We start from the raw sequence: 24385 nt of genomic DNA on the forward strand, positions 1-24385 counted from the left end.
GCTAGGTTGCCGACGCAAAGCCGGGATTGCCGTCGACGCCCGACAGTGTGACCTTGTTAGTTCCCACAAGAACCAGCTGGCCGTCGCGCAGATGGTTGGCGACGACGTCCCACACCGGCTTGCCGTCCTGCGCGTTCATCGAGGCCCAGCCGGCAACCTTGTAGCGCTTGCCGGCGGCGAGCGCCTTGCCATTGTCGAGCGTGAGATCCGAGATGCGATGGCCGATCGCCTCGGCTGGTGTGCAGCGGTAGGACAGGCCGCCGACACGCACCATGTCGCCGCCCTGCTGCAGATAGGGATCGGCGTTGAAGAGATTGTCGCAGACGTCCTCGAGCACGTCCTTGATGTCAGCCCCCGTCATCGGCTGCACATAGGTCTCGGGATAGCTGATCGCGGTCTGCGCCAGCACGTCCTCGAGCAGGATGGACTGGCTCGCGAGCATTGTCGTGCCCCAGCGGAACCCCGGCGACAGCGCGATCTCGGCATCGAGTTCGCGGCGCAGCGCAGCGCAGATCAGGTCGTCGGTCGCGCCTTCGAAATTGCCGCGTCGGTACAGCAGCCGGTCCGAGGTCGCGAGCTTCTCGCTCCAGGCCGCGACCTGCGGCTGCTGCGTCTGATCGATCAGCGCCTGCATCGCCGGATCGGGCTTCAACAGCTCCGAATAGACCGGCAGCAGCCGATAGCGCACATCGGCGACACGGCCCTTGCCGATGTCGAGATCGAGCACGGCGACAAACTTGCCGTTCGAGCCGGCATTGGTGACGAGCGTCGTGCCCTTGGCGTTGCTGACGGCGACCGGCTGCGGAATCGCGTCATGGGTATGTCCGCCGAGAATGACGTCGATGCCGGTGACGCGGCTGGCGAGCTTCAGGTCGACATCCATGCCGTTGTGCGACAGCAGGATGACGGCGTCGACCTTGTCGGCGCCGCGCAACGCATCCACCAGCTTCTGCAGCTCCTCCTCGCGAATGCCAAAACTCCAGTCCGGCGTGAAGCGGCGCGGATGGGCGATCGGCACGTAGGGGAAGGCCTGGCCGATCACCGCGATACGCGCGCCGCCGATCTCCCTGATCATGGCCGGCTTGAACACGCGGCCCGAGCCGGCGTCGAACGCCTTGGCGTCGTTGAACGCGGCCTCCTCGGTCAGGAACACGTTCTGCGCCAGGAACTCGCCCTTGAAGCGGGCGAGGTTGGCGCGCAGCGCCGCCTCGCCATAGGTGAACTCCCAATGCCCCGTCATCGCATCGATGCCGAGCAGGTTGGCGGCGCTCACCATGTCCGCGCCGCGCATCGCGTTGGCGAGCCCGGTGCCCTGCCAGAGATCGCCGCCGTCGAGCAGCAGCGAGCGGTGGTCGCCGGCGTCAGCGCGCAGCTTGTCGATCAGCGTCTTCAGATGCGCGAAGCCGCCCATCCGGCCGAACCGACCGGAATATTTCTCGAACTCGAACGAGGTGAAGGCATAGGCCTCGGCGCTGTCCGGCCTGATGCCGTAGCGGTCGAGGAAGGCGCGCTCGACCAGATGCGGCGGCCGTCCCCACATCTCGCCGATGCCGAGATTGACGCTGGGCTCGCGGAAGAACACCGGCCGCAGCTGCGCATGCGTGTCCGTGATGTGCAGGATGCGGGCGTTGCCGAACTTCTCGACGTCGTAGAGGCTGACGGTGTCGGCGGCGCGGGCGCTGCGCAGCAGCGCCGGTGCGGCGAGCGCGGCGGCACCTGACAGTTTCAGAAATTCCCGGCGCCGAATCATGGCTCGCGTCCTAGACCGTGATGCGATTCCATGGAATCGCATCATGATCCATCCCCTTGTTTGAGCATGATCCACTTTTCCGGATCATGTCCTAGCGGATCTCCATCTCCCTCCAGCGCTGCTTCTCGCTGGTGGCCTGGACGATCGAGGCCTTGGCGAGCGCCTCGGCCTCCTGCGCCGACTTCAGCGCCGAATCGAAATTGCCGGACTCGGCTGCCTTCTTCGCAGCGGTCAGTGCGGCCTGTGTCACAGTCCATTGGTTGCGCAGACGTCCGGCTTCCTTGTTGGCGCTCTCGGCCGCCGCGACAGCCGCGAGATAATCGGCTTCCGACGCGGCCCGCGCGGAGCCGGCGCAGACCGCCGACACCATCATGGCGAAGGCGATCTTTTTCATGACGTTTGTTGTCGAGATATTTCTCATGGCCGCGCTCCCGGCCCTGAAACCGGCAGGCCGTTCGACACGTAGGAGAGATAGTATTCGAGGTTGCGGTATTCGTCCGACTGCGGCTCCAGCGGCACGGCGCGCGTCTGGCTGTTGCAGGTGACGAAGCGCCGGCTGATCGTGCCCATGCCGCTCCATTCGGAGCGGTAGATCGGCATCGCGTTGAGGATGCCGAGTGCGGGCGCCAGGATCTCGGCGCGGATGCGCTCGCCCGGGCTCTGCACGTGGCAGCTCGCGCAGGAGAAGTTCAACTGGCCGCGGCGGGTGTAGAAATACTCCTTGCCCTTCTCGAAGGCGTCGAGCGCGCGCGGATCGTCGGGGATCTTGATGTCGAAGCGCTTGCCGCGCGAGGTGAACGCCATGTAGGCGGTCAGCGAGGCCATCTCGTCCTTGACGTAGGAGTAGGGCGGCTCGCCATTGGCCTCGCGGCAGCGGTTCAGTGCCAGCTCGAGCGTGACGACCTTGCCTTCCTTGTCGTCGAAATAGGGATAGTTCTGCCGGATGCCGATGCCGCCGTTCGGGAAGCAGTCGGCGTAGGTCTTGCCGTTCTTGAACGGCTTGGCGAACATCTCCTTGCCGGCGTCGAGCGCGAACTCGTAGGGCGGAAACTGCTCCTTCTCCTCCCACTGCCGCCGCATATCCTCGTTCATCGAATACGGTCCGTTGACGAAATCGTCGAACGCGACCTTCGGGAACTTCTTGCGGTAATAGTCCTGGAACGCCTTGGCGTTGGCGACCGGGTCGGGCTTGTCTGCGGCCGCGACGCCGGCTGCGCCTGTTGCGAGCAGGGCGGTGAACGCAAGCGCGAGGCGCATCGCCCTCATTGGATGGTCGCCGTCAGGCTGTCGGTCGCGCCCTTGCTGTCGACCCAGCTCACCTTGAGCTCGTCGCCCTTGGCTGCGCCCTTGAAGCCGAACTTGACGTAAGGATCCTTGGAGACCGCGGTGCCCCAGTCGGCCAGGAACACGGTCTTGTCCTTGTGCGTGAAGGTGAGCTGCTGGATGTAGTGCGCCGGGATCAGTTCGCCCTTGGCGTCCTTGACCAGACCGGTGTCCATCGGATGCTGGATCAGGGTCTGGACCTCGGCGACGTCGCCGTTCAGGACCGCGCGGACGCGAATGCTCGATGCCATGATCGATCTCCTCCCCTCAACCGCCGCAGCCGCCGACGGTGACCTTCACTTCCTTGGTCGCGCTGTACAGCTTGCCGCCGGATTCGACGAGCGCGATGACGCTGGAGGTCTTGGCCATCTTGAGCCGGTTCGCCACCGCCGGCACGGTGCCGTCGGGGATGTGGTACGACGCCGCCAGCGCGAACGGATTCTCGCTGACCACGAACGAGATCGTGGTCACGTTCGGCAGGCTGGTGGTGACCGAGATCGGCACCACGCCGCCGTTCTCGGCGATCTCCGGCGCATCCAGCTTGATCTTGTCGGAGGCCTCGTGATCCCGGCCATACAGCGCCTTGATCGCGTCGCCGGCGTTCTTCTGCTTGAAGGCGTCGTCGGGATATTTGTTGTCGTTGGTCGCGGCGAAGGCGGGCGTCGCGTGCAGCACGGCGTTGCCGAGACCGATCAGCGCGACGAGGCCGGCGCCTTTCAGGAACAGGCGGCGGTGGACCAGCGGGCCGGGCGAGGCAGTCATGAGAGGGTCTCCAGAACGCGTCAAATCAGAGGGTCTGCAGGAAATCGACGACGGCGCTGATTTCCTGCTCGGTCAGGATGCGGTGGCGGCCGAACGGCGGCATCACCGTCAGCGGATTGCGCTTGGTCTCGTCGGTCAGGATCGCGATCAACTCGGCGCGGTCGTACCTCTCCTTGAGGTTCTCCAGCTTCGGCCCGATCGAGCCGGGCAGGTCGCCGCCCTTGATCTGGTGGCAGGTCAGGCAGTTGCCCTTGCCGCGGTCGAAAGCGATCTTCTGGCCTTCGGCGGCGCCGGATTGGGCGTGAGCGGCGGTGGACACGGCAAACCCGAGCCCCAGCGCCAGGGCGGTACGCATGACGGATGTGATCAAGATGAAGTTCCGACGTCTCGGTGATCCCAGCAATATAGGGGTTGGAAAGCATAAAGACCATCGGCTGACAATGCGGCTATGGTGGCCGGCGCAACGCGGTTAACGGGGGCCGTTCAGGTCGGGGCGGGGAGCTTGGAAATGGCGGAATATGTCGTGGAGTTCGGCAGGGACGGCCGGCCGGTGGAACCGGACGGACGGCTGGATGCCGCCGCGTTCCACCGCAACCACCAGCCGATCTGGGCTGTGCTGGGCCGGCTGCTGGAGGGCCGGACGGGTGACGTGCTGGAGGCGGGCAGCGGCACCGGCCAGCATGCCGTGCATTTCGCCACGCAGCGCCCGGATCTGACCTGGTGGCCGAGCGACCTCAATGACAATCACCTGGCGAGCATCGCGGCCTGGCGGAAGCATAGCGGGCTCGCCAATTTCCGCGACGCCCAGCGTATCGACCTGTCCGATCCGGGCTGGGTCGCCGCGTTCAAGGCCGCCGGCGGGCCTGCGCAGCTGACCGCGATCTTCTGCGCCAATGTCATTCATATTGCGCCCTGGCCGGTGGCCGAGGGCCTGTTCGCCGGCGCCGGGCAAGTGCTGGTGCCGGACGGCCTGCTCGTGCTCTACGGCCCGTTCAAGCGCGACGGCAAGCACACCGCCGTCAGCAACGCGGTGTTCGATACGTCATTGCGCGAGGGCAATCCGGACTGGGGCGTCCGCGACATCACCGATCTCGAAGCGCTCGCGGCGCGAAATGGTCTGGCCTTGCGCGAGACGGTGGAGATGCCGGCCAACAACATGATTTTGGTATTCGCGCGCAGCGCGTGAGTTGCCACGGCTCTGCGTAAGTTGCCGACGGCGCCTCGCCAACCTCCGGTGTCGTCCCGGCGAACGCCGGGACCCATACTCCGCAGCAGGAGTTTGGGGCGCCGACAGTTGTCACGACGATCTCGCGTCACAACTGGACCCTGTGGCTATGGGTCCCGGCGTTCGCCGGGACGACAGCGGTGAGGATCGGCGCCAGATTGCCTGACGGCAGCAAGCAGCCGCTACTCCATCTCCAGCCCCACATGCCGTGCGAGAAAGCGCGTGCCGAGCGTGATGAAGCTGGCGCGTTCGCGGTTGTCGGTGCCGTAGCCGTGGCCGCCGGCGGCGGGCTCGTAGAAGTAGCTGTCGTAGCCCATGGCCTGCAGCTTGGCGGTCATCTTGCGCGCGTGGCCCGGATGCACGCGGTCGTCGCGCCGCGTGGTGGCGATCAGGATCGGCGGATAGGGCTGGCCGGGCTTCGCCGTATGATAGGCCGAGTAGGTCGAGAGCCAGCCCCAATCCTCATCCTTGTCGGGATCGCCGTATTCCGCGATCCAGCTCGCGCCGGCGAGCAGCCTGGTGTAGCGGCGCATGTCGATCAGCGGGATGGTGCAGAACAAGGCGCCGAAGCGCTCGGGATAGCGCACCAGCATGTTGGTGATGAGGATGCCGCCGTTCGAGCCGCCCTGCGCGGCGATGCGCTTCGGCACCGTGACGCCGCGGCGCACGAGGTCGGCGGCCACGGCGGCGAAGTCATCATGCGCGAGCCGCTTGCCGGCGTAGCGGCCGGCATCGTGCCAGGCGGTGCCGAACTCGCCGCCGCCGCGGATGTTGGCCTCGACCAGCGTGCCGCCGCGCTCCAGCCACAGCTTGCCAAGCGCCGCATTGTAGGCCGGACGGATGGTGTGGCCGAACCCGCCATAGGCGCTCATGTACACCGGCGCGTCGCCGGTCGGCTCGGCCGGTCCGGTTTGGGTGTAGGGGATGCGTGCGCCGTCGACCGAGATCGCCTCGTGGCGCGTCACGACGTAGCCGTCTGCGGTGAAGGTGCGCGGCGCTTGCTTCAGCACGGTCGGCGCGCCGAAGGTCTCGATGAGCTGCAGCGTCGGCGGCGTCAGCGGGTCCTGGACATTGGCGAGCAGGTCGCCATGACTTTCCGTTTCCTCGATGTCGAGCCGCCACACATCGACCGTTGCAATCTCCGGCAACCCCGGCAGCAGCTGATCAGACCAGCCCTCGGGCGATGGTGTCCACAACTCGAAGCGCGGCTTGAGCTCGTCGAGGACCGACAGCACCAGCCGGCCGCCAGCCCAAAACAGCCCCTGCAGCGCAAGCCGCGGGCCGGGCTCGAACAAGTGGACGAAGGCGCGCGAGCCCGCAAGAAATTCCGACAGCGGAATGCCCAGCAGCACATCGGCAGAGTGGGTGGCCTCGCCGACCGTCCACGGCTGGCGTAGCTTCACGGCCATCCAGTCGCCATCCACCGTCACCCAGCAATCCGTCGGCAGGTCCAACTTGGTGCGGGCACCGTCGGCGTCGCCGAGCCACAGATGATGGTTGAAGAAGTCGAGCCCCTCGGTGAACCACACCCGCGCCGGCGAGACGCTGCGATCGACGCCAGCGCGCACCCACACCGACTCGCTGTTCTCGGCCGCGAAGATCACCTGCGCCGCCTCGATCGGCTGGCCCCGCCGCCACAGCCGCACTGCGCGGGCATAGCCGGACGGTGTCGCCATGCCCTCGCCGAACGCGCTCGACAGCAGCAGCGTATCGGCATCGAGCCAATCGACACTGCCCTTGGCCTCCGTCAGCGTGAAGCCGTCGGTGACGAAGCGCTTTGTGGTGAGATCGAACTCGCGCAGCACCACCGCGTCACTGCCGCCGCGCGACAGCGCCAGGATTGCGCGCTCATGGGTGGGCGGCAGGCTCGACACCCAGTTCAGCGCCCAGTCCTCGCCTTCGTCGGCGGCGAGGCGGTCGATGTCGAGCAGCACGTCCCATTGCGGCTCCGCCTTGCGGAACTCGTCCAGCGTCGTGCGCCGCCACAGCCCACGCGGATGCGCCGCGTCCTTCCACTGGTTGTAGAGCAGCCCGCCGCGCCGGCTGACGAACGGAATGTTGTCGGGCCGGTCGAAGATCGCCGCCAGCGTGTCGCGATCGCGTTCGAAGCCGGCGCCGCCGAATGCGGCCAGCGTGCGCTGGTTCTGCGCTGCGACGAATTCCAGTGCGCGCGCACCCTCGATGTCCTCGAGCCAGAGATACGGATCGTCATCGGGCGCGGCGAGGGTCGGACGATCGTCGATTGACATGGCTCAAGCTCCGCAGGCGACTTTGACGCGAGAATACCGTTCGCCTGATTAGCCGTGGTGGCCGGGGCTGTCGAATCACGCATCGCGCTGCACGGCTCATCGTGGCCTGCCTTGTCGCTGCATGGCTTGTCTCCGTTGCGGCCGGTTGCCTCCGGCGCTGGCTTCCCGCAATAGTGCCGCCACAGCAGAGCAACAAGGGAGCGCGGCGCGCGCCTTCCGGACAACCCATGATCGACGTGACCGTGACCGAAGACACCTCCGATGATGCCCGAGCGCGCCGCAACGTCGCCCGCCTCGCTGCCGCGCAGGCCCTGACCGGCGCCAACTCGGCCGTGATCTTCGCCACCGGCGCGATCGTCGGCGTCACCATCGCGCCGAACATCGGGCTCGCAACCGTGCCGATCTCGATGTACGTCGTCGGGCTTGCCGCGGGCACCTTGCCGACCGGCGCCATCTCGCGCCGCTACGGCCGCCGCGCCGCCTTCCTCATCGGCACCGGCTGCGGCGTGGTCACCGGCGTGCTCGGCTGCCTCGCCATTTTGCGCGGCTCGTTCGTGCTGTTCTGCCTCGCCACCTTCCTCGGCGGCCTCTATGGCGCCGTCGCACAATCCTACCGCTTCGCGGCCGCGGACGGTGCCAGCGCCGCGTTCCGCCCGAAGGCGGTGTCGTGGGTGATGGCCGGCGGCATCTTCGCCGGCCTGCTCGGTCCGCAGCTCGTGCAATGGACCATGGACGTCTGGCAGCCCTATTTGTTCGCCTTCAGCTATCTGATCCAGGCGGCGGTGGCGCTGATCGCGATGGGCATCGTCGCCGGCGTCGACCTGCCGAAGCCCGCCGCGGCCGACCTGCATGGCGGCCGGCCGCTGTCGGAGATCGTGCGCCAGCCGCGCTTCATCGCGGCGGCGCTGTGCGGCACCATCGCCTATCCGGTGATGAATCTGGTGATGACCTCGGCACCGCTGGCGATGCAGATGTGCGGGCTCACGGTGTCGGATTCCAATTTCGGCCTGCAATGGCACATCGTTGCGATGTACGGCCCGAGCTTCTTCACGGGCTCGCTGATCGCCCGCTTCGGCGCTCCGACCATCGTCGCGATCGGGCTGGTTTTGGAGGCGGTTGCGGCGGTGATCGGCCTGTCGGGCCTGACCGCGATGCACTTCTGGGCCACCCTGGTCGCACTCGGCGTCGGCTGGAATTTCGGCTTCGTCGGGGCCTCCGCGCTGGTGCTGGAGACGCATACGACAGCCGAGCGCAACAAGGTGCAGGCGTTCAACGATTTCCTGATCTTCGGCCTGATGGCGCTGGGCTCGTTCTCGTCAGGCCAGCTGCTCGCCAATTTCGGCTGGTCCGCGGTCAACCTCGTGGTATTCCCGCCGGTGCTGCTGGGCCTGTGCGTGCTGGCGCTGGTGTGGTCGTCGAAGCGCCGCGCGGCGGCGGCGGGCTGACGCTGGCGGAGCGGAAGCTAGCAAGTTCGTCTACGAGAGTGCTGACTATCAAGCGGCACGGGTGGTGCACCCTCTCCCCTTGTGGGAGAGGGTGGCTTTCATGCGCAGCATGAAAGCCGGGTGAGGGGTTGCCACGAACTCAGTCCTGAATGTGCCGCACGAACCCCTCATCCGAGTGAGCTCGTGGCTGGCATTTGTGTAGCCCTCTCCCACAAGGGGAGAGGGCGCAATCATTGGCAGCGCAAATCTGGAAGCACCGTCTGTGCTTCTTACCTTAACTCCGATACCTCGCCTTCCGGCAGGTCGAACTCGAACGCATTCAGCGTCATCGAGACCATCGTGTAGTAGCCGCACAGGCCGATGATCTCGACGACGCCACGCTCGCCGAGCGTTGCGATCGCATTCTTATACAGCGTGTCCGTCAGCCCGTGGCCTTCATGCAGCGACTTGGCGACGTCGTAGATCATCTGCGCCTTGGCATCGGAGAATTCCGGTGTGCGGCGGTCGCGGATGGCGTCGATGATCTTGATGTCCAGCCCGCCGGCCAGTGCCAGGCGCTTATGCGCGTACCATTCGTAATGCGCGGTCCAGTGCCGCGCCGTCACCAGGATCGCGATCTCCGACAGCGCGGCCGGAAACATCGTGTCGTAGCGCAGGAAGGCGCCGAGCCGCGTTGCGTGGCGCGCCATCTCCGGGCTGTTGAGCCAGGCCATCATCGGCGGCGGCGGCGAGCCGCGCTTGCTGGCGATCGACTCGTCATAGGTCTGGCGCTGGTCGGCGCTCATTTCGCCAGGCGAAAGAAGTTTCAGGCGCATGGTCGTTTCCTCGTATTTTCACGCGGCGGCATCATGACCATAGATCACGGCGCAAGGCGAGGCCGCCCGCGGCGACATCGATGTTGAATTCCCTGATGCGCTGAGGTTAGGTCGTTCCAACGACAGCATTCATGGAAACGCGCGAGGACCAGACATGGCAGATCTCGACACATTCCGCCGCGAAACGAGGGCCTGGCTCGAGGCCAATTGCCCGCCCGAAATGCGCCAGCCGATGACCTCCGAGGAGGACACATTCTGGGGCGGCCGCAACGCCAAATTCTCCTCCGAGCCGCAGCGCATCTGGTTCGAGCGCATGCGCGACAAGGGCTGGACCGTGCCGCACTGGCCGCGGGAATATGGCGGCGGCGGGCTCGACGGCGAGGAGGCCAAGATCGTGCGCCAGGAGATGGCGGCAATCGGCGCGCGGGCGCCGATCACCTCGTTCGGCATCTCGATGCTCGGGCCGGCGCTGCTGAAATACGGCACCGACGAACAGAAGCGCGAGCATCTGCCGAAGATCACCGCCGGTCTCATCCGCTGGTGCCAGGGCTATTCCGAGCCGAATGCCGGCTCCGACCTCGCCTCGCTGCAGACCCGCGCCGAGAGCGACGGCGACGACTACATCATCAATGGCCAGAAAATCTGGACGTCGTATGCCAACTACGCCGACTGGATCTTCTGCCTGGTGCGCACCGATCCCACCGCGAAGAAGCATGACGGCATCAGCTTCATCCTGTTCGACATGACCTCGAAGGGCGTCTCGACCAAGCCGATCCTCCTGATCTCCGGCCGCTCGCCGTTCTGCGAGACCTTCTTCGACAACGTCCGCGTGCCCAAGTCCCATGTGCTCGGCACCGTCAATCGCGGCTGGGACGTCGCGAAATATCTGTTGCAGCATGAGCGCGCGATGATCTCCGGCATGGGCGAGCGCGGCGGCAGCCGGCCGCTCGGCCAGGTCGCGGCGGACAGCGTCGGCAGCGATGCACTGGGTCGTCTCGACGATGCGCTGCTGCGGGCCGAGATCGCCACCTTCGACGTCGATGAGGCGGCGCTCGCGGCGGCCGCGGAGCGCATGGTCGATCTCGCCAAGGCGGGGCAGGGCCATCCGGCATTCTCGTCGGCGATGAAGTACTACGGCACCGAGCTCAACAAGCGCCGCCACGAGCTGTTGATGTCATCAGGCGGCATCGATGCGCTCGAATGGGAGAGCGAGCGCTCCGGCGAAGGCGCGCGTCCCCGCGCCTGGCTGCGCACCAAGGCCAACTCGATCGAAGGCGGCACCTCCGAGGTCATGCTCGGCATCGTCGCCAAGCGCATCCTCGATCTGCCGGGGGCGTGACTTGCTTCTCCTCATCCCCGGGGAGCGCGCCCCTTGGCGCGCGTCTCGAAGGATGAGGCCCCACTGTCGGCCTCATGGTTCGAGACGGCGCAAGGGCGCCTCCTCACCATGAGGGTTGAGTGCGAACCGGTCAGACGCAGTTAAGGAAATTCGTCACATGCCTCTCCTCCTCACCGAAGAACAATCCATGCTGCGCGACAGCGCGCGGGGCCTGATCTCCGATCACGCGCCGGTCGCTCATCTGCGCAAGCTGCGCGATCAGCGCGACGCGACCGGCTTTTCCAGGGAGCTCTGGGCCACCTTCGCCGAGATGGGCTTTGCCGGCCTGCTCGTGCCCGAGGCGCATGGCGGCTCGGGTCTCGGCGCGGTCGAGGCCGGCGTCGTGATGGAGGAGATTGGCCGCACCTTGATGCCGTCGCCGTTCCTGGCCACGGCCGTGCTGTCGGCCTCGGCGCTGACGCGTGCCGGTTCAGCGGCGCAGAAGTCGGAGTACTTGCCGAAGCTCGCGAGCGGCAAGCTGCTCGCCGCGCTCGCGCTCGATGAAGGCGCAAAACATCGTCCTCTGCACACCGCGCTGCAGGCGGTGCGCTCGGGCAACGGGTTCAAGCTGAACGGCGCCAAGGCGATGGTGGTCGATGGCCATGTCGCCGATCTGCTGCTCGTCGTCGCCCGCAGCGCCGGCGTGCCGGGCGAGCGCGACGGCCTCACGCTGTTCCTGGTCGATCCCAGGGCCAAGGGCGTCGCGATCGAGCGCACCATCATGGTCGACGCGCACAACGCCGCGCGCATCACCTTCGACGATGTAGAGGTGACCGCGGATCACGTGCTCGGCGATGTCGATGCCGGCGCGGCCGTGTTGAACGGCGTGCTCGATCTCGGCCGCGGCGCGGTCGCCTCCGAGATGGTCGGCCTGAGCGAGGAGGTGTTCGGCCGCACGGTGGCGTATCTCAAGGAGCGCAAGCAGTTCGGCAAGGCGATCGGCGAATTCCAGGCGCTGCAGCATCGTGCCGCGCATCTCTACATCGAGATCGAGATCACCCGCGCCGCCGTGCTGAAGGCGCTGCAGGCACTCGATGCAGATCCCGCAGCCGCGACGGCTGCCGTCGCCGTGGCGAAGGCCCGTGCCGGCGCCACCGCAACGCTCGCGGTGCAGGAGGGCGTGCAGATGCATGGCGGCATGGGCATGACCGACCAGTTCGACATCGGTTTCTTCATGAAGCGCGCGCGGGTGTGCGAGGAACTGCTCGGCGACGCCAACTACCACGCGGCGCAGCTGGCGCAGCTGAGAGGGTATTGAGTCAGGCTGCGCTCGCGCGACGTCACGATCCTCGCAGGATGCAGCCGAGCTGGCGCCACACCCACCGCCGTCGTCCCGGCGAACGCCGGGACCCATAACCACGGAACCAAGTGGTGGGCAGCGCAGGCAGCTCCAGCCTTCGCCAAATTCCGCACGGTGGCTATGGGTCCCGGCTCAAGGCCGGGACGACACCGATTTTGTTGGGACGACATCGGTCCTCATAGGCCATTTGCGTCCCCGTGATCTTCAACTTCGCAGTCTTAGCGATCACCAACAAAGAGCGCGCCGTCGTCGACGGCGCGCTCTCGTTCCATCAGTGATGCATCGGCGCCTTGGCGGGCGGCAGCAGCACCTTGTCGATGACGTGGATGACGCCGTTCGAGGCCATGATGTCGGCCTGCACGACGTGGGCGTCGTTGACCTGCACGCCGAAGAAGGTGCCGTCGACCGACACCGGCTGGCCTTGCGCGGTCTTCACGCTGAGCTTCTTGCCGGCGACGTCGCCGGCCTTCACTGCGCCGGGAATGACGTGATACTTCAGGATCGCGGCGAGCTTGCCCTTGTTCTTCGGCTTTAGCAGGTCGTCGACCGTGCCGGGCGGCAGCGCGGCGAAGGCCGCGTCGGTCGGCGCGAACACCGTGAACGGGCCCTTGCTCTTCAGCACCGGCACGACACCTGCGGCCTTGGCGGCCGCCACCAGCGTCTTGAACTGGCCCGCGCCGACGGCGGTGTCGACGATGTCAGCGGCACGTGCCGCGGTTGCTGACATGGAGAGCGCGCCCAGCATCAACGCGCCGGCCACGAACGAACGGATTCCCAGCGTCATTCGAATTTTTCCCTGTGAACTGAACTGATGAGTTGGCTGATGCGCAAAAGGATTTGCGGCCCTCGTTCTCCCTGTGGTTCAGGGTCGCATCACCCTGACCGAATGGTCGAGGTCGTTACGATCGTTGCGAACGGATGGATTTGAGGCGACGTTCACGAACTCGTGAGCACGATTTTTCTACGGTACGTGATGGTGGGCAGCGCCGTGAATCCGCTGAACTAATCGCGCGATGTCAGCAGACGCGTTGCCCGTCGTGCCATTTGGTCGCAACCCGACGGACGTTGTGTCGTCGGGCAAATCAGCTGCACATTTCCGCTCGTCACGGCCTGCACGAGGGGCGTTTCGCGATCGTCATGAAGCGCGGGCCGTTGATGCGATGGACGCGTCGAATCGCAGCGTGAGTGATCGCGCCGACGAACGATTGTGATGCGGACGTGAAAGCGCGTGGTCCCGGCATCCCGATGCTGATGCCAAACCGGCGGGTGATGATCCCCTGCCGGTGACGGTGGCCAACAAGCCGGTGCACCGAGGAGAGCGCGCCATAGGCGTTAACACCATCGCGCAGGGAAGGCCGGGTTGCCCCGGCTGAGCCTGTGGTTCTGCCGCCTGCATTTTTTACGCAGGCGGACCGCAGGTGCCAGCCGGCACCTGGCCTTCCCTGCGCCCTCGATTTTCCGGAGGGTGGAGAATTTGACAAAGCTCGGGCGCGGGATGCGTCGCGAGGATGATTTCGGCCGCTTCGCTGCCGGCGCTCGTTGTTATGACCGTCAAAAATCGAAGTGATTTATGCAAGCGCAGTGCACATGAATGCGCCCTCTCCCCTTGTGGGAGAGGGCTACACGAAAGCCAACTACGAACTCACTCGGGTGAGGGGTTGGCTCCACACATTCAGGTCTGAGTTCGTGGCGACCCCTCACCCGGTTTCGATGCTTCGCATCGAAACCACCCTCTCCCACAAGGGGAGAGGGTGCACCGAGTTCTGCGCGAAATGGAGCAACGACAGGCGGAGGTCGGATGAAGAGAGCCAGTTCCTACCTGATCGGCGGTGCGTACTGGATGCCGCCGGCGTTCCACAGCTGGTTCATGCCACGCGGGATCTTCAGCTTGGATTCGGTGCCGACGTTGCGCTCGTAGACCTCGCCGTAGTTGCCGACGTGGCGGATGATGCGTGCGGCCCAGTCCTTCGACAGGCCGAGATCCTGGCCATAGGTGCCCTCGTTGCCGACCAGCCGCATCACGTCCGGCTTCTTCGACTTCAGCGCCTCGTCGATGTTCTTCGAGGTGACGCCGAGCTCCTCGGCATTGATCATCGCATACAGCGTCCACTTCACGATCATCATCCAGTCGTCGTCGCGCTGTCGGACGACCGGCGCGAGCGGCTCCTTGGAGATCAGGTCGGGCAGGATGTCGTGATCCCCTGGCTTGGACAGGATCTGGCGCAGCGCATAGAGCTGCGAGACGTCCGCGGTGAAGGTGTCGCATCTGCCGCTGTCATACGCCTTGATGACGTCGTCCAGCTTCGGCAGCTTCACCTCCTCGTATTTCATGTTGTTGGTGCGGAAGTAGTCGCCGAGATTGAGCGCGTTGGTGGTCGCGTCCTGGACGCAGACCTTGCTGCCGTTGAGGTCGAGCGCGGTCTCCAGCTTGCGCGCGCGCGGCACCATGAAGCCCTGGCCGTCATAGTAGGCGACGGCCGGGAAATACAAATCGTAGTTCTGCTCGCGCGCCATCGACCAGGTGGTGTTGCGCGAGAGGATGTCGACCTTGCGGCTCTGCAGCTCCTTGAAGCGCTCGTTGGCGTCGAGCGGGATGAACTTCGCCTTCTTCGGATCGTCGAAGATCGCCGCGGCGACCGCGCGGCAGAAATCGACGTCGAAGCCGGTCCAGTTGCCCCGGTCGTCGGGAATCGAGAAGCCGGGCAGGCCGGCATTGACGCCGCACAGCACCTCGCCGCGGCGGACGGTGCGCTTCAGGGTGCGGGTGTCGTACATCTCATAGGTGACGGCGAGCGCCGCGACGAGCACGGCAACGGCGAGCCCGATCAGCAGGCCGCCTCGGAAAGTGCGCATGATGAATCTCTTTCGGAAAATGTCAGGACAAAGCGATGGCTGAACGTCCGGCGGCAGCGGCCGCCGTCACAGTTCCGGCTTCTGCTTCACGACGACCTTGGTGCCGACCGGGACGCGGTCGAACAGGTCGGCGACGTCGGCATTCACGAGGCGGAAGCAGCCGGAGGAAATCTTGGTGCCGATCGTCCAGGGCTGGTTGGTGCCGTGGATGCGGTACACGGTGGTGCCCAGATACATCGCGCGCGCGCCCAGGGGATTTCCCGGACCGCCGGCCATGAAGCGCGGCAGATAAGGCTGGCGCTGGATCATCTCCGGCGGCGGCGTCCAGTCCGGCCACTCGGCCTTCTTGGTGATCGACAGCAGGCCCTGCCACTGGAAGCCGTCACGTCCGACGCCGATGCCGTAGCGGATGGCGCGGCCACCCGGCTGCACCAGATAGAGGTGACGCTCGGCGGTGGAGACGATGATGGTCCCCGGTGGCTCGGTGGTGCGGAAATAGACGACCTGCTTGCGCCATTCGGGATCGAGCTCGTAGCCGTCATCGGCAACGAGACCGGGCTGGTCGCCGGGGTCTTCGGACTGGGCGAGGCTATGCGACGTGGACAGCGCCAGCGCGATGATGGCGCTGGCCGCACACAGCAGGCGACGGAAACTCGGCATTCAAAGCTCTCCTCAACGGACCCCTGCGAAGCTTGCCCGATCAAATCCACCCGCCAAATTTCAGGGGCAAATTCGCTGCAAAGTCAAGTTGAGCGCAGCCCGCTTGTCGTCATCCGAGCTTCATCCAGAGCCGCAGCAGGACGGCGACCGCGCCGACGCTGGCCACGCCGGCAAGCCACAGGCCTGCAAACCAGGCCAGGCGCTTTGCGAGCGGTGCAGGCTGCTCCGACGGCATCAATGATAGCCGGCGTCGTGGCCGACCTTGCCGCGAAACACCCAATAGGCCCAGGCGGTGTAGCCGAGGATCAGCGGCACCAGCACCAGCACGCCCGGCAGCATGATCAGCTGGCTGCGCTCCGGCGCCGCCGCCTGCCAGATCGTGACGCTTTGCGGCACGATGTAGGGATAGATGCTGATGCCGAGGCCGGCATAGGAGAGGAAGAACAGCGCCAGCGCCAGGAAGAATGGCCAGCCGTCACGCTTCTGGGCGAGATTCTTCAGCATCAGCACGGTGACGCCGACGACGGCGAGCGGCACCGGTGCGGCGAGGAAGATCGTCGGCCGGGTGAACCAGCGGTCCGCATATTGTTGAATGGGGAGCAACGGCGTCGCCAGGCTGACAGCGGCGATCGCGAGCAGCATCAGAAACAGCAGAACCCAGCTGATCCGGTAAGCCTTGTCGCGCAGGTCGTCTTCGGTCTTCAGGATCAGCCAGGTCGCGCCGAGCAGCGCGTAGCCGACGACCAGCGAGATGCCGGTGAGGATGGAAAACGGCGTCAGCCAGTCCCACCAGCCGCCGGCATAGTGGCGGCCCTCGACATGCACGCCCTGCAGGATGGCGCCGAGCGCGATGCCCTGCGCCAGCGCCGCGACCCAGGAGCCGCCGGCAAAGGCGATGTCCCAGAGATTGCGTGTGCTGCGGGTGCGCCAGCGGAATTCGAAGGCGACGCCGCGGAAGATCAGGCCGATCAGCATCGCGATCAGCGGTGCATACAGGGCCGGCAGCAGGATGGAATAAGCCAGCGGAAACGCCGCCATCAGCCCGCCGCCGCCAAGCACCAGCCAGGTCTCGTTGCCGTCCCACACCGGCGCCACGGTGTTGGTGATGACGTCGCGGTCATGCTTGGCCGGAAACAGCGGGAAGAGGATGCCGAGCCCGAGATCGAAGCCGTCCATCACGACATAGATGAACACCGCGAGCGCGATGATGAACGCCCAGAGCGTGGCGAGATCGATGGCGACGCTCATGATCCCGCTCCCTGCACGACACCAGCGGCCGGGGTGATGCCGGCGGATCGAACCGGCTCCGTGCTGCTCGGGCCCGGCTCACCGGGATGCGGCGGCTCGGCCATCAGGCGCAGGATGTACAGCACGCCGGCGGCGAAGATGATGAAATACACGATGATGAAGGCGAGCAGCGACGTGCCCACCGCCGGCGCCGCCAGAGGCGAGACCGAGTCGGCGGTGCGCAACAGCCCGTACACGGTGAAGGGCTGGCGGCCGGTCTCGGTGGTCACCCAGCCGGCGATCACGGCGATGAAGCCGGCCGGTCCCATGGCGATCGCGAAGCGATGCAGGCCGCGATTGATGTACAGCCTTCCGCGCCAGCGCTCCCACAGGCTGAACAGGCCGAGCGCCAGCATCAGCATCCCCAGGCCGACCATGATGCGGAACGACCAGAAGGTGACCGGCACCGGCGGCCAGTCCTGGCGCGGCACGGTGTCGAGCCCGGCCATCGGCGCGTCGATCTGGTGCTTGAGGATCAGCGAGCCGAATTTGGGAATGCCGAGCGCCCATTTCAGCTCGCCCTTGGCCTGGTCAGGCCAGCCGAACAGATACAGCGGCGCGCCGTCCTTGTGGCTCTCGAAATGGCCTTCCATGGCCATGATCTTCACCGGCTGGTGCTCGAGGGTGTTGAGGCCATGCTGATCGCCGACCAGAATCTGCAGCGGCGCGACCAGCGCCGCCATCCACATCGCCATCGAGAACATCACGCGCGGTCCCGGCAGATGCGGATTGCGCAGCAGGTGCCAGGCGCCGACCGCGCCGACCACCAGCGAGGTGGTGAGGTACGCCGCCAGCACCATGTGAACGAGGCGATAGGGGAAGGAGGGGTTGAAGATCACCTTCAGCCAGTCGACCGAGACGAACTGGCCGTCGGCATTCATCGCGTAGCCGGCCGGCGTCTGCATCCAGGAATTGGCGGAGAGGATCCAGAACGCCGAGATCAAGGTGCCCACGGCGACCATCAGCGTGGCGAGGAAATGCAGCTTCGGGCCGACGCGCTTGAGGCCGAACAGCATGACGCCGAGGAAGCCGGCCTCGAGGAAGAAGGCGGTCAGCACCTCATAGGCCATCAACGGGCCGATCACCGGTCCGACCTTGTCCGAATAGACCGACCAGTTGGTGCCGAACTGGTAGGACATCACGATGCCGGAGACGACGCCCATCGCGAATGCGATGGCGAAGATCTTGAGCCAGTAATTGAAGACGTTGAGATAGACGTCGCGGCCGGTCCACAGCCACAGCGCCTCGAGCACCGCGAGGTAGGAGGCAAGCCCGATCGAGAAGGCGGGGAAGATGATGTGGAAGGTGACCGTGAAGGCGAATTGCGCGCGTGCCAGCTCCACCGCATCCAAACCGAACATTCGCACCGTCCGTCATTGCAGGCCGCGCTCGGCCGCTTGGAGCGGAAGATTGCACCTCGAACGGGCGATATCAAATGGTCAAATCGCCCTACGGCGGCATCGAACGGCCGCAAAAGACGAAGACCCGGCGGGGGGGAGCCGCCGGGCCTTCGGAGCAACTGGGGAGGTGGAGGAATTTGCTCGTTCAAAACCGAGATCAGCTGGGGGACTGAGGCCCGGTTGATGGGTAACGTTCTAGCGGCCGAAGTTTTCCGGGTGATTTCGCCGATTGTTTCAATTGTGTCATTCGGCGATTTTCTCGATGTCGTCACGGGAACCCGCCGGGATATCGGCCCCGACGAGAATGAAGCAAGATCAGGCCGCGATGCTGTGGACGCCGGCGCCGCGCAGCAGTTCCGCGAGATGCTTGCGGGCATAGAACATCCGGGTCTTCACCGTCGACTGCGGGATGCCGATGATCTGGCCGACCTCTTCCACGGACTTCTCGTGGTAATAGATCAGGGTGATGATCTCGCGATGCGCCGGCGACAGCTTGGCGACGCAGGCGCGCAGGATGGCGCTGGTGGTGGCGCGCTCGAGCGAGGTCTCCGGCGTATCGCTATCGTCGGCGATCTCGCGCACCTCGTCCTGGTCGATGTCCTCGAAGCGGCGCTGGCGCAGCGCGGTCAGCGCCTTGAAGCGGGCGATCGACAGCAGCCAGGTCGAGACCTGCGAGCGGCCTTCGAACTGCTTTGCGGTGCGCCAGACGTCCAGGAACACCTGGCTGACGAGGTCCTCGGCGATCGTGGTGTCGCGGACGATACGCAGGATGAAGCGATAGACCCGCACATTGTGACGCGCATAAAGCGTGTGCATCGCGGTGCGATCGCCATCGGAAATGCTCTCCAGGAGCATGTCGTCCGTGGTCGCCTGGGCCGCGATGATGCCCTGGCTGGCTGCGGAATTGATGGCAACGACGTTCTGCATGGCACTCTCCCGTTCCGCCGCCCCCTTGCGGCGTTTCGACGGGATGGATTGTTACGGAGCGCCCGTTTCGGGACGTCTGCACCGCAAGGCAAAAATGGTTTCGTGGGGGTGCAGAAATGTTTCGTCACGTCGTGCAGCGCGAAACAGTCGTGGCGGAATTGTGCCTCATTCCAAAATAAGGCGTTTTTCGTTCCGTTCCACGGAAGTGGCCGGAATTCAGCAACCCGACCCGGAGGGTTTTTTGGGCGGCGGTCAGGCCTTCTCGCCGGCCGGCGAAAACAGGTAGCCGCCGCCGCGAATGGTGCGGATCACGGCCGGCTTCGTCGGATCGGGCTCGATCTTGCGGCGGATCCGCATGATTCGCAGGTCCACGGCGCGATCGAACGCCTCCGCGTCCCGGGCATTGGCGAGTTCGAGCAGCCGCTCGCGCGACAAAACCCGCTTCGGGTTGGCGGCGAACACCTTGAGCAGGCCGAATTCGGAGGCGGTCAACGGGTGCTCGTTGCCCTCGTCGTCACGCAGCGCCTGGGCATCGAGATCGAGCCATTTGGTGCCGAACCGCACCAGCTGCGGATCCGGCGCCTTGGCCGGAGCAGCCTCCGCCACTGGCGCAGCGGCGGTTTTGGCCGGCGTGCTGCGGCGCAGCACGGAACGGATGCGGGCCATCAATTCGCGCAGCTCACACGGCTTGGCGACGTAATCGTCGGCCCCGAGCTCCAGGCCGACCACCCGGTCGATCGGGCTTGCGGTGGCGGTCAGCATGATGACCGGGATGTTGGTGCGGCCCTTGAGGTCGCGGATGATCGACAATCCGTCCTCTTCGGGCATGTTGAGGTCGAGCACGACGAGATCCGCCGGACCGGTCTCGATGGCGCTGCGCAGGCTTTTGCCGCCATCACACAGCGTCACGGTAAAACCGTGCATCTTGAGGTAATCACCCACCATCTCGCGGGCAGGGGCTTCATCGTCGACGATGATGATGTGCTGGCTCTGACTCATGACAACTCGGCCGCCGGCAGTGTGATGGTGAAGGTTGACCCCGATCCCGGCCCATCGCTGTTGGCCGTCACGTCGCCACCATGCATGTCGACGATGCGTTTGACAATCGACAGGCCGAGCCCGGTCGAGCTCTCGCCGGCGGTCGGTTTGGCCGAGAGCCGCTGGAACCGCCCGAACAGGCGACCCAGATCTTCCGGCGACAACCCCGCGCCCTGGTCGGTGACGCTGATGACGGTGTTGTCGCCGTCGTCCGCGGCGTGGACGGTGATGCTGCCGCCGATCGGGCTGTATTTGATCGCGTTGCTGAGGAGATTGTCGATCGCCTCGCGGATGCGGTCGATGTCACACATGGTCGACAGATGCGGCGGCGCCGAGACGGCGATCACCTGCTGCTTGTTCAGCGCCAGCGGCTGGTTGGCCTCGGCCACCTCGCGAACCAGCGCTGCGATGTCCACCGGCTCGCGGCGAATGGTGATGTCGAACGCATCGGCCATCGCATCCGAGATCAAATGGTCGACCATCGAGGTCAGCCGCTTGGCGGCATCGCGGATGTGCCCGACCTGGCTGGTGATGCCGTCCTTGGAGGCGCCGGTCGCGATCAGCTCGGTCAGCATCTCGGTGCGGCCGAGGATCACGCCGAGTGGATTCTTCAGGTCGTGGGCGACGGTGCCGAGGATCTCGTTCTTGAAGCCGTTGGCGCGCTGCAGCCGCAGCCATTGCGCCGACAGCCGCCGGTTGGCCTGCGTCAGCGCGCGGGTGCGCTGGGCGACGCGGTCCTCGAGCTGGGTGTTGGCCTCGTGCAGCTGCTGATAGAGGATGACGTTGTCGAACGCGATCGACAGCCGGCTGGAGAAGATCTCGACAAGCGAGCGGTCGGTCTCCGACAGCGGCCGCTCCGCCTGCAGCAGCACCACGACCTCACGGCCGGAGCCGGTGCGGACATAGAGCACGGTGCGGTGGTCGGCAAATTCGTTGTCGCGCTGCCTGAAGGCGGCCTCGACCATCTCGCGCAGATCGGGATCGAGCGAGCGCGAGGTGACTGCGCCGGAGAAGCGGCTGTAGCAGCCGGACCCCGCCAGCACCGAGAAGTCCTCGCCCGGGCTGCCGTCGTCGCGCAGCACCAGCATGCCGGCGCAATCCACGTTGAGCAGCGAGGCCATCTGCGTCAGCACGCCCTCAGCCAGCCGCTGCATCGACTTGAAATCATACAGCGTCGATGCGGCGTCGATGATGATCTCGAGGCCGCGCCGGGTCTGCACCATCCGCTCGAGCTGCTGATAGCTGCGCAGCGCCGCGGTCAGCGAGGTGAACAGCTTGTCGGCCGTCAGCTCGGTCTTGGCCTTGTAGTCGTTGATGTCGTACTGGACGATGACGCGCCGCTCCGGCGCCTGGCCGGGTTGCCCGGTGCGCAGGATGATGCGGACCGTCTCGTTCCTAATCTCGTTGCGGATGTATTCGACCAGTTCGAGACCGGCGACGTCGGTCTCCATGATGACGTCGAGCAGCACGGCCGCGACGTCGGGATGCTCCCGCATCAAGGTGCGGCCCTCAGCCGCCGAATAGGCCGAGAGGATTTCGAGACCCTGGCCGTTCAGACTGTAGTCGGACAGCGCAAAGCGCGTGCCTTCGTGCACCGCATGGTCGTCGTCGATGACGGCGATCTTCCATTTCCGGGCCGAACGGTCTTCCTCGTCGAATCCGGTATCCTCGATCAGGTGGAGGACATCGTCCTGTTCGGCCATTGCGTCGTTCCGTCACCCATTGCTGTCTCGGTGCCGCCCTTGGCGACCCGCGGCATGATAATCCGAAAGGTGGTGCCTTGTCCCTCGCGGGATTCCAGCATCATCCTGCCGCCGAGCTGCTGCGTCACGAGATTGTAGACGATATGCAGACCCAGTCCCGTCCCGCCTTCGTTACGTCGCGTCGTGAAGAACGGATCGAAGGCCTGGCGCTGGACGTCGGGCGGCATTCCGGCGCCGTTATCGGCGAAAATGATCTCGATGTCATCCGTGCCGCGCGGCCGCGCCGTGATCGAGATCGTGCCGGCGCGGCGGTCGGCGAAGGCGTGGTTGACCGCGTTGAGAAACAGGTTGGTCAGGATCTGCCCATACGAGCCCGGATAGCCGTCGACCGGCAGCCCCTCGGGAACATCGATCGACAGCGTGATCGGCGCCCTCTTGAGCACCGGTTTCAGGCTATTGACGATCTGGTCGGTGGCTTCGCTCAGCATGAAGGTCCGCCGCTCGGCATGGGAACGGTCGACGGCGACCTGCTTGAACGACTGGATCAATTCGCCGGCCCGCTGCAGGTTGGCGACCAACTGCTCCGATGCATCGCGCGAGGTGCGCACGAATTCCTCGAGCTGCGACCGGCGCAGGCCGCCTTCAGGGGACCGCAGCGCGGCCTCGAACATCTCGACACGGCGCGCGAAGCTCGAAGCTACCGTCAGGCTGATGCCGATCGGATTGTTGACCTCGTGCGCCACCCCGGCAACGAGTCCGCCGAGGGCCGCCAGCCGCTCGGCGTCGATGAGATTGCGCTGTGCGGCATTGAGTTCGAGCAGCGCGCTTTCGGCCTTCTCCTTCGCGGTGCGCAGTTCGTCCTCGGTCTTGCGCTTGGCGATCGCGTTCTCGCGGAAGATCTCGACCGCCCGGGCCATGGCGCCGACCTCGTCGCGCGCGTCGGTGCCCTGCACCTTGCGATCGTAGTCGCCGAGCGTGATCGCGCGCATCGAGGCCATGATCTGCTGCAGCGGCAGCCGGATCGAGAGTGCGATCAGCACGCCCGCGGACAGGATGATGCCGAGGAAGATCACTGCGATCGACAGCACCCGGCGCGAGATGTCGCGCAGCGTCTTGTCGAAGGTCGCCTGCGCCTTCTGCTCGTGCTGGCGCATCTTCACCGACAGGCCGTCGATGGCGGCGATTGTCTCGGCCTGGCTGGCATCGATGGTGTTGCGCAGCAGCTCGGTGCGGTTGGTCAATTGCTCGGTCAGCTTGGAAAACCCGGCGCGCAGCGCTGCGGTGCGGGCCGCCAGCCGCTGCAGCGCCAGCCGCTGCAGATCGTTGTCGGCGAGGCCGGACATCACCGGGATGGTCTTCTCGATGGTCTCGGTGTTGCGGCGGGCGTCGTCGGCAGAGGCGGGCGCGAGCGACAAATAGTAGGAGTTTGCCGCGACCAGCATCGCGGTGAAGGCCTCCCGGGACTTGCCGAGCGATGGCCAGATCTGCGCATCGCGGTGGCCGGTCGCGCCTTCGATCACCGAGTAGAGTCCGGCGATGTCGCGGGCGGGACCGAGCACCTCCTCCTCATAGGTTTTCGAGATCGTGGCCTGCAGGCCGCGCAATTCGCCGAAGCCGTCGAGGAAGCGCACGGTCACGCGCTCGAGCTCCTCGACCGATCCCGACAGCATCGGGTCGGTCGAGGCGCGCGTCGTCAGCGTGCCGAGCACGGCCTCGCGGAGCAGCAGGATCTCGGCGAACAGCTCCGGGCTCGGCTGGTTGATGTAGCGATGGATCAGGTTCTGCAGCCGGCTGGTTTCGCTCTCCAGCATCGCCAGCACCTTGTCGGACTCGCGCACCTGGCGGACGTCGTCCCAGGCGGTTCCCAGCACCTGCGCGCCGTTCCAGATCAGCGCGGCGAGCACGATCACGACCGCGGAGTTGAGGGCGGCGATGGAGAGAATGCGCCAACGGATCGGCACCGCCCGCAAGGCACGGACGATCCGGGCCCGACCAAATGCAGTCACACCGATCGGTTGCCGCGTAGATCCTCCTCCTTTGTCCGATCGCGCCACGGCACTCTACCTCGCCATCTCCAAAGGGAACTCCGGCGGACGCGGCTTCTGACGCACCTGGCCAGCAGGACGGCGGTTTGCATCGAGCGAGCGCACATTGTGCGTTGCAGCCAAACACGGTCGACGGATCACGCCGCCACGTCCGTGCACAGCCAGCCCGGGCCGCCGCGCGCTCGCCGCGACCTGGGTCTGCACCGGCGTCACGTCGATGATCGG

At 65.8% G+C, this 24385-nt stretch carries 22 protein-coding genes; 4 read left to right on the forward strand and 18 right to left on the reverse strand.

Annotated elements, in window-relative coordinates; all coding sequences use genetic code 11:
• Position 1 precedes the first annotated feature (1 nt).
• The 6 genes from soxB to soxX form a co-directional block, all read right to left on the reverse strand.
• Positions 2–1750, reverse strand: a complete 1749-nt coding sequence (gene soxB / locus ACQR07_RS08625) for a thiosulfohydrolase SoxB (RefSeq protein WP_434901893.1) — start codon at positions 1748–1750, stop codon at positions 2–4.
• Between the two features lie 91 nt (positions 1751–1841).
• Positions 1842–2144, reverse strand: coding sequence for a hypothetical protein (locus ACQR07_RS08630; RefSeq protein WP_434866109.1), 303 nt, complete (start codon positions 2142–2144; stop codon positions 1842–1844).
• A 23-nt stretch (positions 2145–2167) separates the two neighbouring features.
• Positions 2168–3016 (reverse strand): sulfur oxidation c-type cytochrome SoxA, encoded by an 849-nt coding sequence (gene soxA / locus ACQR07_RS08635; protein WP_434901894.1) that lies wholly within the window; start codon positions 3014–3016, stop codon positions 2168–2170.
• Positions 3013–3324: a thiosulfate oxidation carrier complex protein SoxZ gene (gene soxZ, locus ACQR07_RS08640; RefSeq protein ID WP_434901895.1), complete on the reverse strand. Its 312-nt coding sequence runs from the start codon at positions 3322–3324 to the stop codon at positions 3013–3015. Before soxZ ends, soxA begins: the two co-directional genes overlap by 4 nt.
• Before the next feature lie 16 nt (positions 3325–3340).
• On the reverse strand, positions 3341–3835 hold the full coding sequence (gene soxY / locus ACQR07_RS08645) for a thiosulfate oxidation carrier protein SoxY (RefSeq protein WP_434901896.1): 495 nt from the start codon (positions 3833–3835) through the stop codon (positions 3341–3343).
• Positions 3836–3860: 25 nt separating this feature from the next.
• On the reverse strand, positions 3861–4190 hold the full coding sequence (gene soxX / locus ACQR07_RS08650) for a sulfur oxidation c-type cytochrome SoxX (RefSeq protein WP_434901897.1): 330 nt from the start codon (positions 4188–4190) through the stop codon (positions 3861–3863).
• 153 nt (positions 4191–4343) lie between these two features.
• Here soxX and ACQR07_RS08655 point away from each other — a divergent pair, with 153 nt between their 5' ends.
• Positions 4344–5021, forward strand: a complete 678-nt coding sequence (locus ACQR07_RS08655) for a DUF938 domain-containing protein (RefSeq protein WP_434901898.1) — start codon at positions 4344–4346, stop codon at positions 5019–5021.
• Positions 5022–5242: 221 nt separating this feature from the next.
• Here ACQR07_RS08655 and ACQR07_RS08660 read toward each other — a convergent pair whose 3' ends face one another.
• Positions 5243–7309: a prolyl oligopeptidase family serine peptidase gene (locus ACQR07_RS08660; RefSeq protein WP_434901899.1), complete on the reverse strand. Its 2067-nt coding sequence runs from the start codon at positions 7307–7309 to the stop codon at positions 5243–5245.
• Positions 7310–7536: 227 nt separating this feature from the next.
• Here ACQR07_RS08660 and ACQR07_RS08665 point away from each other — a divergent pair, with 227 nt between their 5' ends.
• Positions 7537–8754 carry an MFS transporter gene (locus tag ACQR07_RS08665; protein ID WP_434901900.1) on the forward strand — a complete coding sequence of 406 codons (1218 nt, stop codon included), beginning with the start codon at positions 7537–7539 and terminating at the stop codon, positions 8752–8754.
• Positions 8755–9023: 269 nt separating this feature from the next.
• Here the strand turns inward: ACQR07_RS08665 and ACQR07_RS08670 are convergent, their stop codons facing one another.
• Positions 9024–9569 carry a carboxymuconolactone decarboxylase family protein gene (locus ACQR07_RS08670; protein WP_434901901.1) on the reverse strand — a complete coding sequence of 182 codons (546 nt, stop codon included), beginning with the start codon at positions 9567–9569 and terminating at the stop codon, positions 9024–9026.
• Between the two features lie 154 nt (positions 9570–9723).
• Here ACQR07_RS08670 and ACQR07_RS08675 point away from each other — a divergent pair, with 154 nt between their 5' ends.
• Complete coding sequence (locus ACQR07_RS08675) at positions 9724–10908, forward strand: acyl-CoA dehydrogenase family protein (RefSeq protein WP_434901902.1); 1185 nt, start codon at positions 9724–9726, stop codon at positions 10906–10908.
• Between the two features lie 157 nt (positions 10909–11065).
• Positions 11066–12205 carry an acyl-CoA dehydrogenase family protein gene (locus ACQR07_RS08680; RefSeq protein ID WP_434901903.1) on the forward strand — a complete coding sequence of 380 codons (1140 nt, stop codon included), beginning with the start codon at positions 11066–11068 and terminating at the stop codon, positions 12203–12205.
• Positions 12206–12518: 313 nt separating this feature from the next.
• Here the strand turns inward: ACQR07_RS08680 and ACQR07_RS08685 are convergent, their stop codons facing one another.
• The 10 genes from ACQR07_RS08685 to ACQR07_RS08730 form a co-directional block, all read right to left on the reverse strand.
• Entirely contained in the window at positions 12519–12974 is a 456-nt protein-coding gene (locus ACQR07_RS08685) for a fasciclin domain-containing protein (RefSeq protein ID WP_434866630.1), read from the reverse strand.
• A 1088-nt stretch (positions 12975–14062) separates the two neighbouring features.
• Positions 14063–15100: an amino acid ABC transporter substrate-binding protein gene (locus ACQR07_RS08690; protein ID WP_434901904.1), complete on the reverse strand. Its 1038-nt coding sequence runs from the start codon at positions 15098–15100 to the stop codon at positions 14063–14065.
• A 66-nt stretch (positions 15101–15166) separates the two neighbouring features.
• Positions 15167–15760 (reverse strand): L,D-transpeptidase, encoded by a 594-nt coding sequence (locus ACQR07_RS08695; protein ID WP_434901905.1) that lies wholly within the window; start codon positions 15758–15760, stop codon positions 15167–15169.
• 109 nt (positions 15761–15869) lie between these two features.
• On the reverse strand, positions 15870–15995 hold the full coding sequence (locus ACQR07_RS08700) for a DUF2474 family protein (protein WP_434901906.1): 126 nt from the start codon (positions 15993–15995) through the stop codon (positions 15870–15872).
• Positions 15995–17008, reverse strand: coding sequence for a cytochrome d ubiquinol oxidase subunit II (gene cydB, locus ACQR07_RS08705; protein ID WP_434901907.1), 1014 nt, complete (start codon positions 17006–17008; stop codon positions 15995–15997). The genes ACQR07_RS08700 and cydB overlap by 1 nt, the downstream gene beginning before the upstream one ends.
• A complete protein-coding gene (locus ACQR07_RS08710; protein ID WP_434901908.1) occupies positions 17005–18408 on the reverse strand; it encodes a cytochrome ubiquinol oxidase subunit I in 1404 nt (467 codons plus the stop codon). The genes cydB and ACQR07_RS08710 overlap by 4 nt, the downstream gene beginning before the upstream one ends.
• A gap of 354 nt (positions 18409–18762) precedes the next feature.
• Positions 18763–19374 carry a sigma-70 family RNA polymerase sigma factor gene (locus tag ACQR07_RS08715; protein ID WP_434866094.1) on the reverse strand — a complete coding sequence of 204 codons (612 nt, stop codon included), beginning with the start codon at positions 19372–19374 and terminating at the stop codon, positions 18763–18765.
• Between the two features lie 252 nt (positions 19375–19626).
• Complete coding sequence (locus ACQR07_RS08720; RefSeq protein WP_434866093.1) at positions 19627–20373, reverse strand: response regulator; 747 nt, start codon at positions 20371–20373, stop codon at positions 19627–19629.
• Complete coding sequence (locus ACQR07_RS08725; protein ID WP_434901909.1) at positions 20370–22115, reverse strand: ATP-binding response regulator; 1746 nt, start codon at positions 22113–22115, stop codon at positions 20370–20372. The genes ACQR07_RS08720 and ACQR07_RS08725 overlap by 4 nt, the downstream gene beginning before the upstream one ends.
• Positions 22085–24076 (reverse strand): sensor histidine kinase, encoded by a 1992-nt coding sequence (locus ACQR07_RS08730; RefSeq protein WP_434902271.1) that lies wholly within the window; start codon positions 24074–24076, stop codon positions 22085–22087. Before ACQR07_RS08730 ends, ACQR07_RS08725 begins: the two co-directional genes overlap by 31 nt.
• Positions 24077–24385 lie beyond the last annotated feature (309 nt).

It is taken from the genome of Bradyrhizobium sp. HKCCYLS20291 (genome assembly GCF_051167715.1).
Classification (GTDB): domain Bacteria; phylum Pseudomonadota; class Alphaproteobacteria; order Rhizobiales; family Xanthobacteraceae; genus Bradyrhizobium.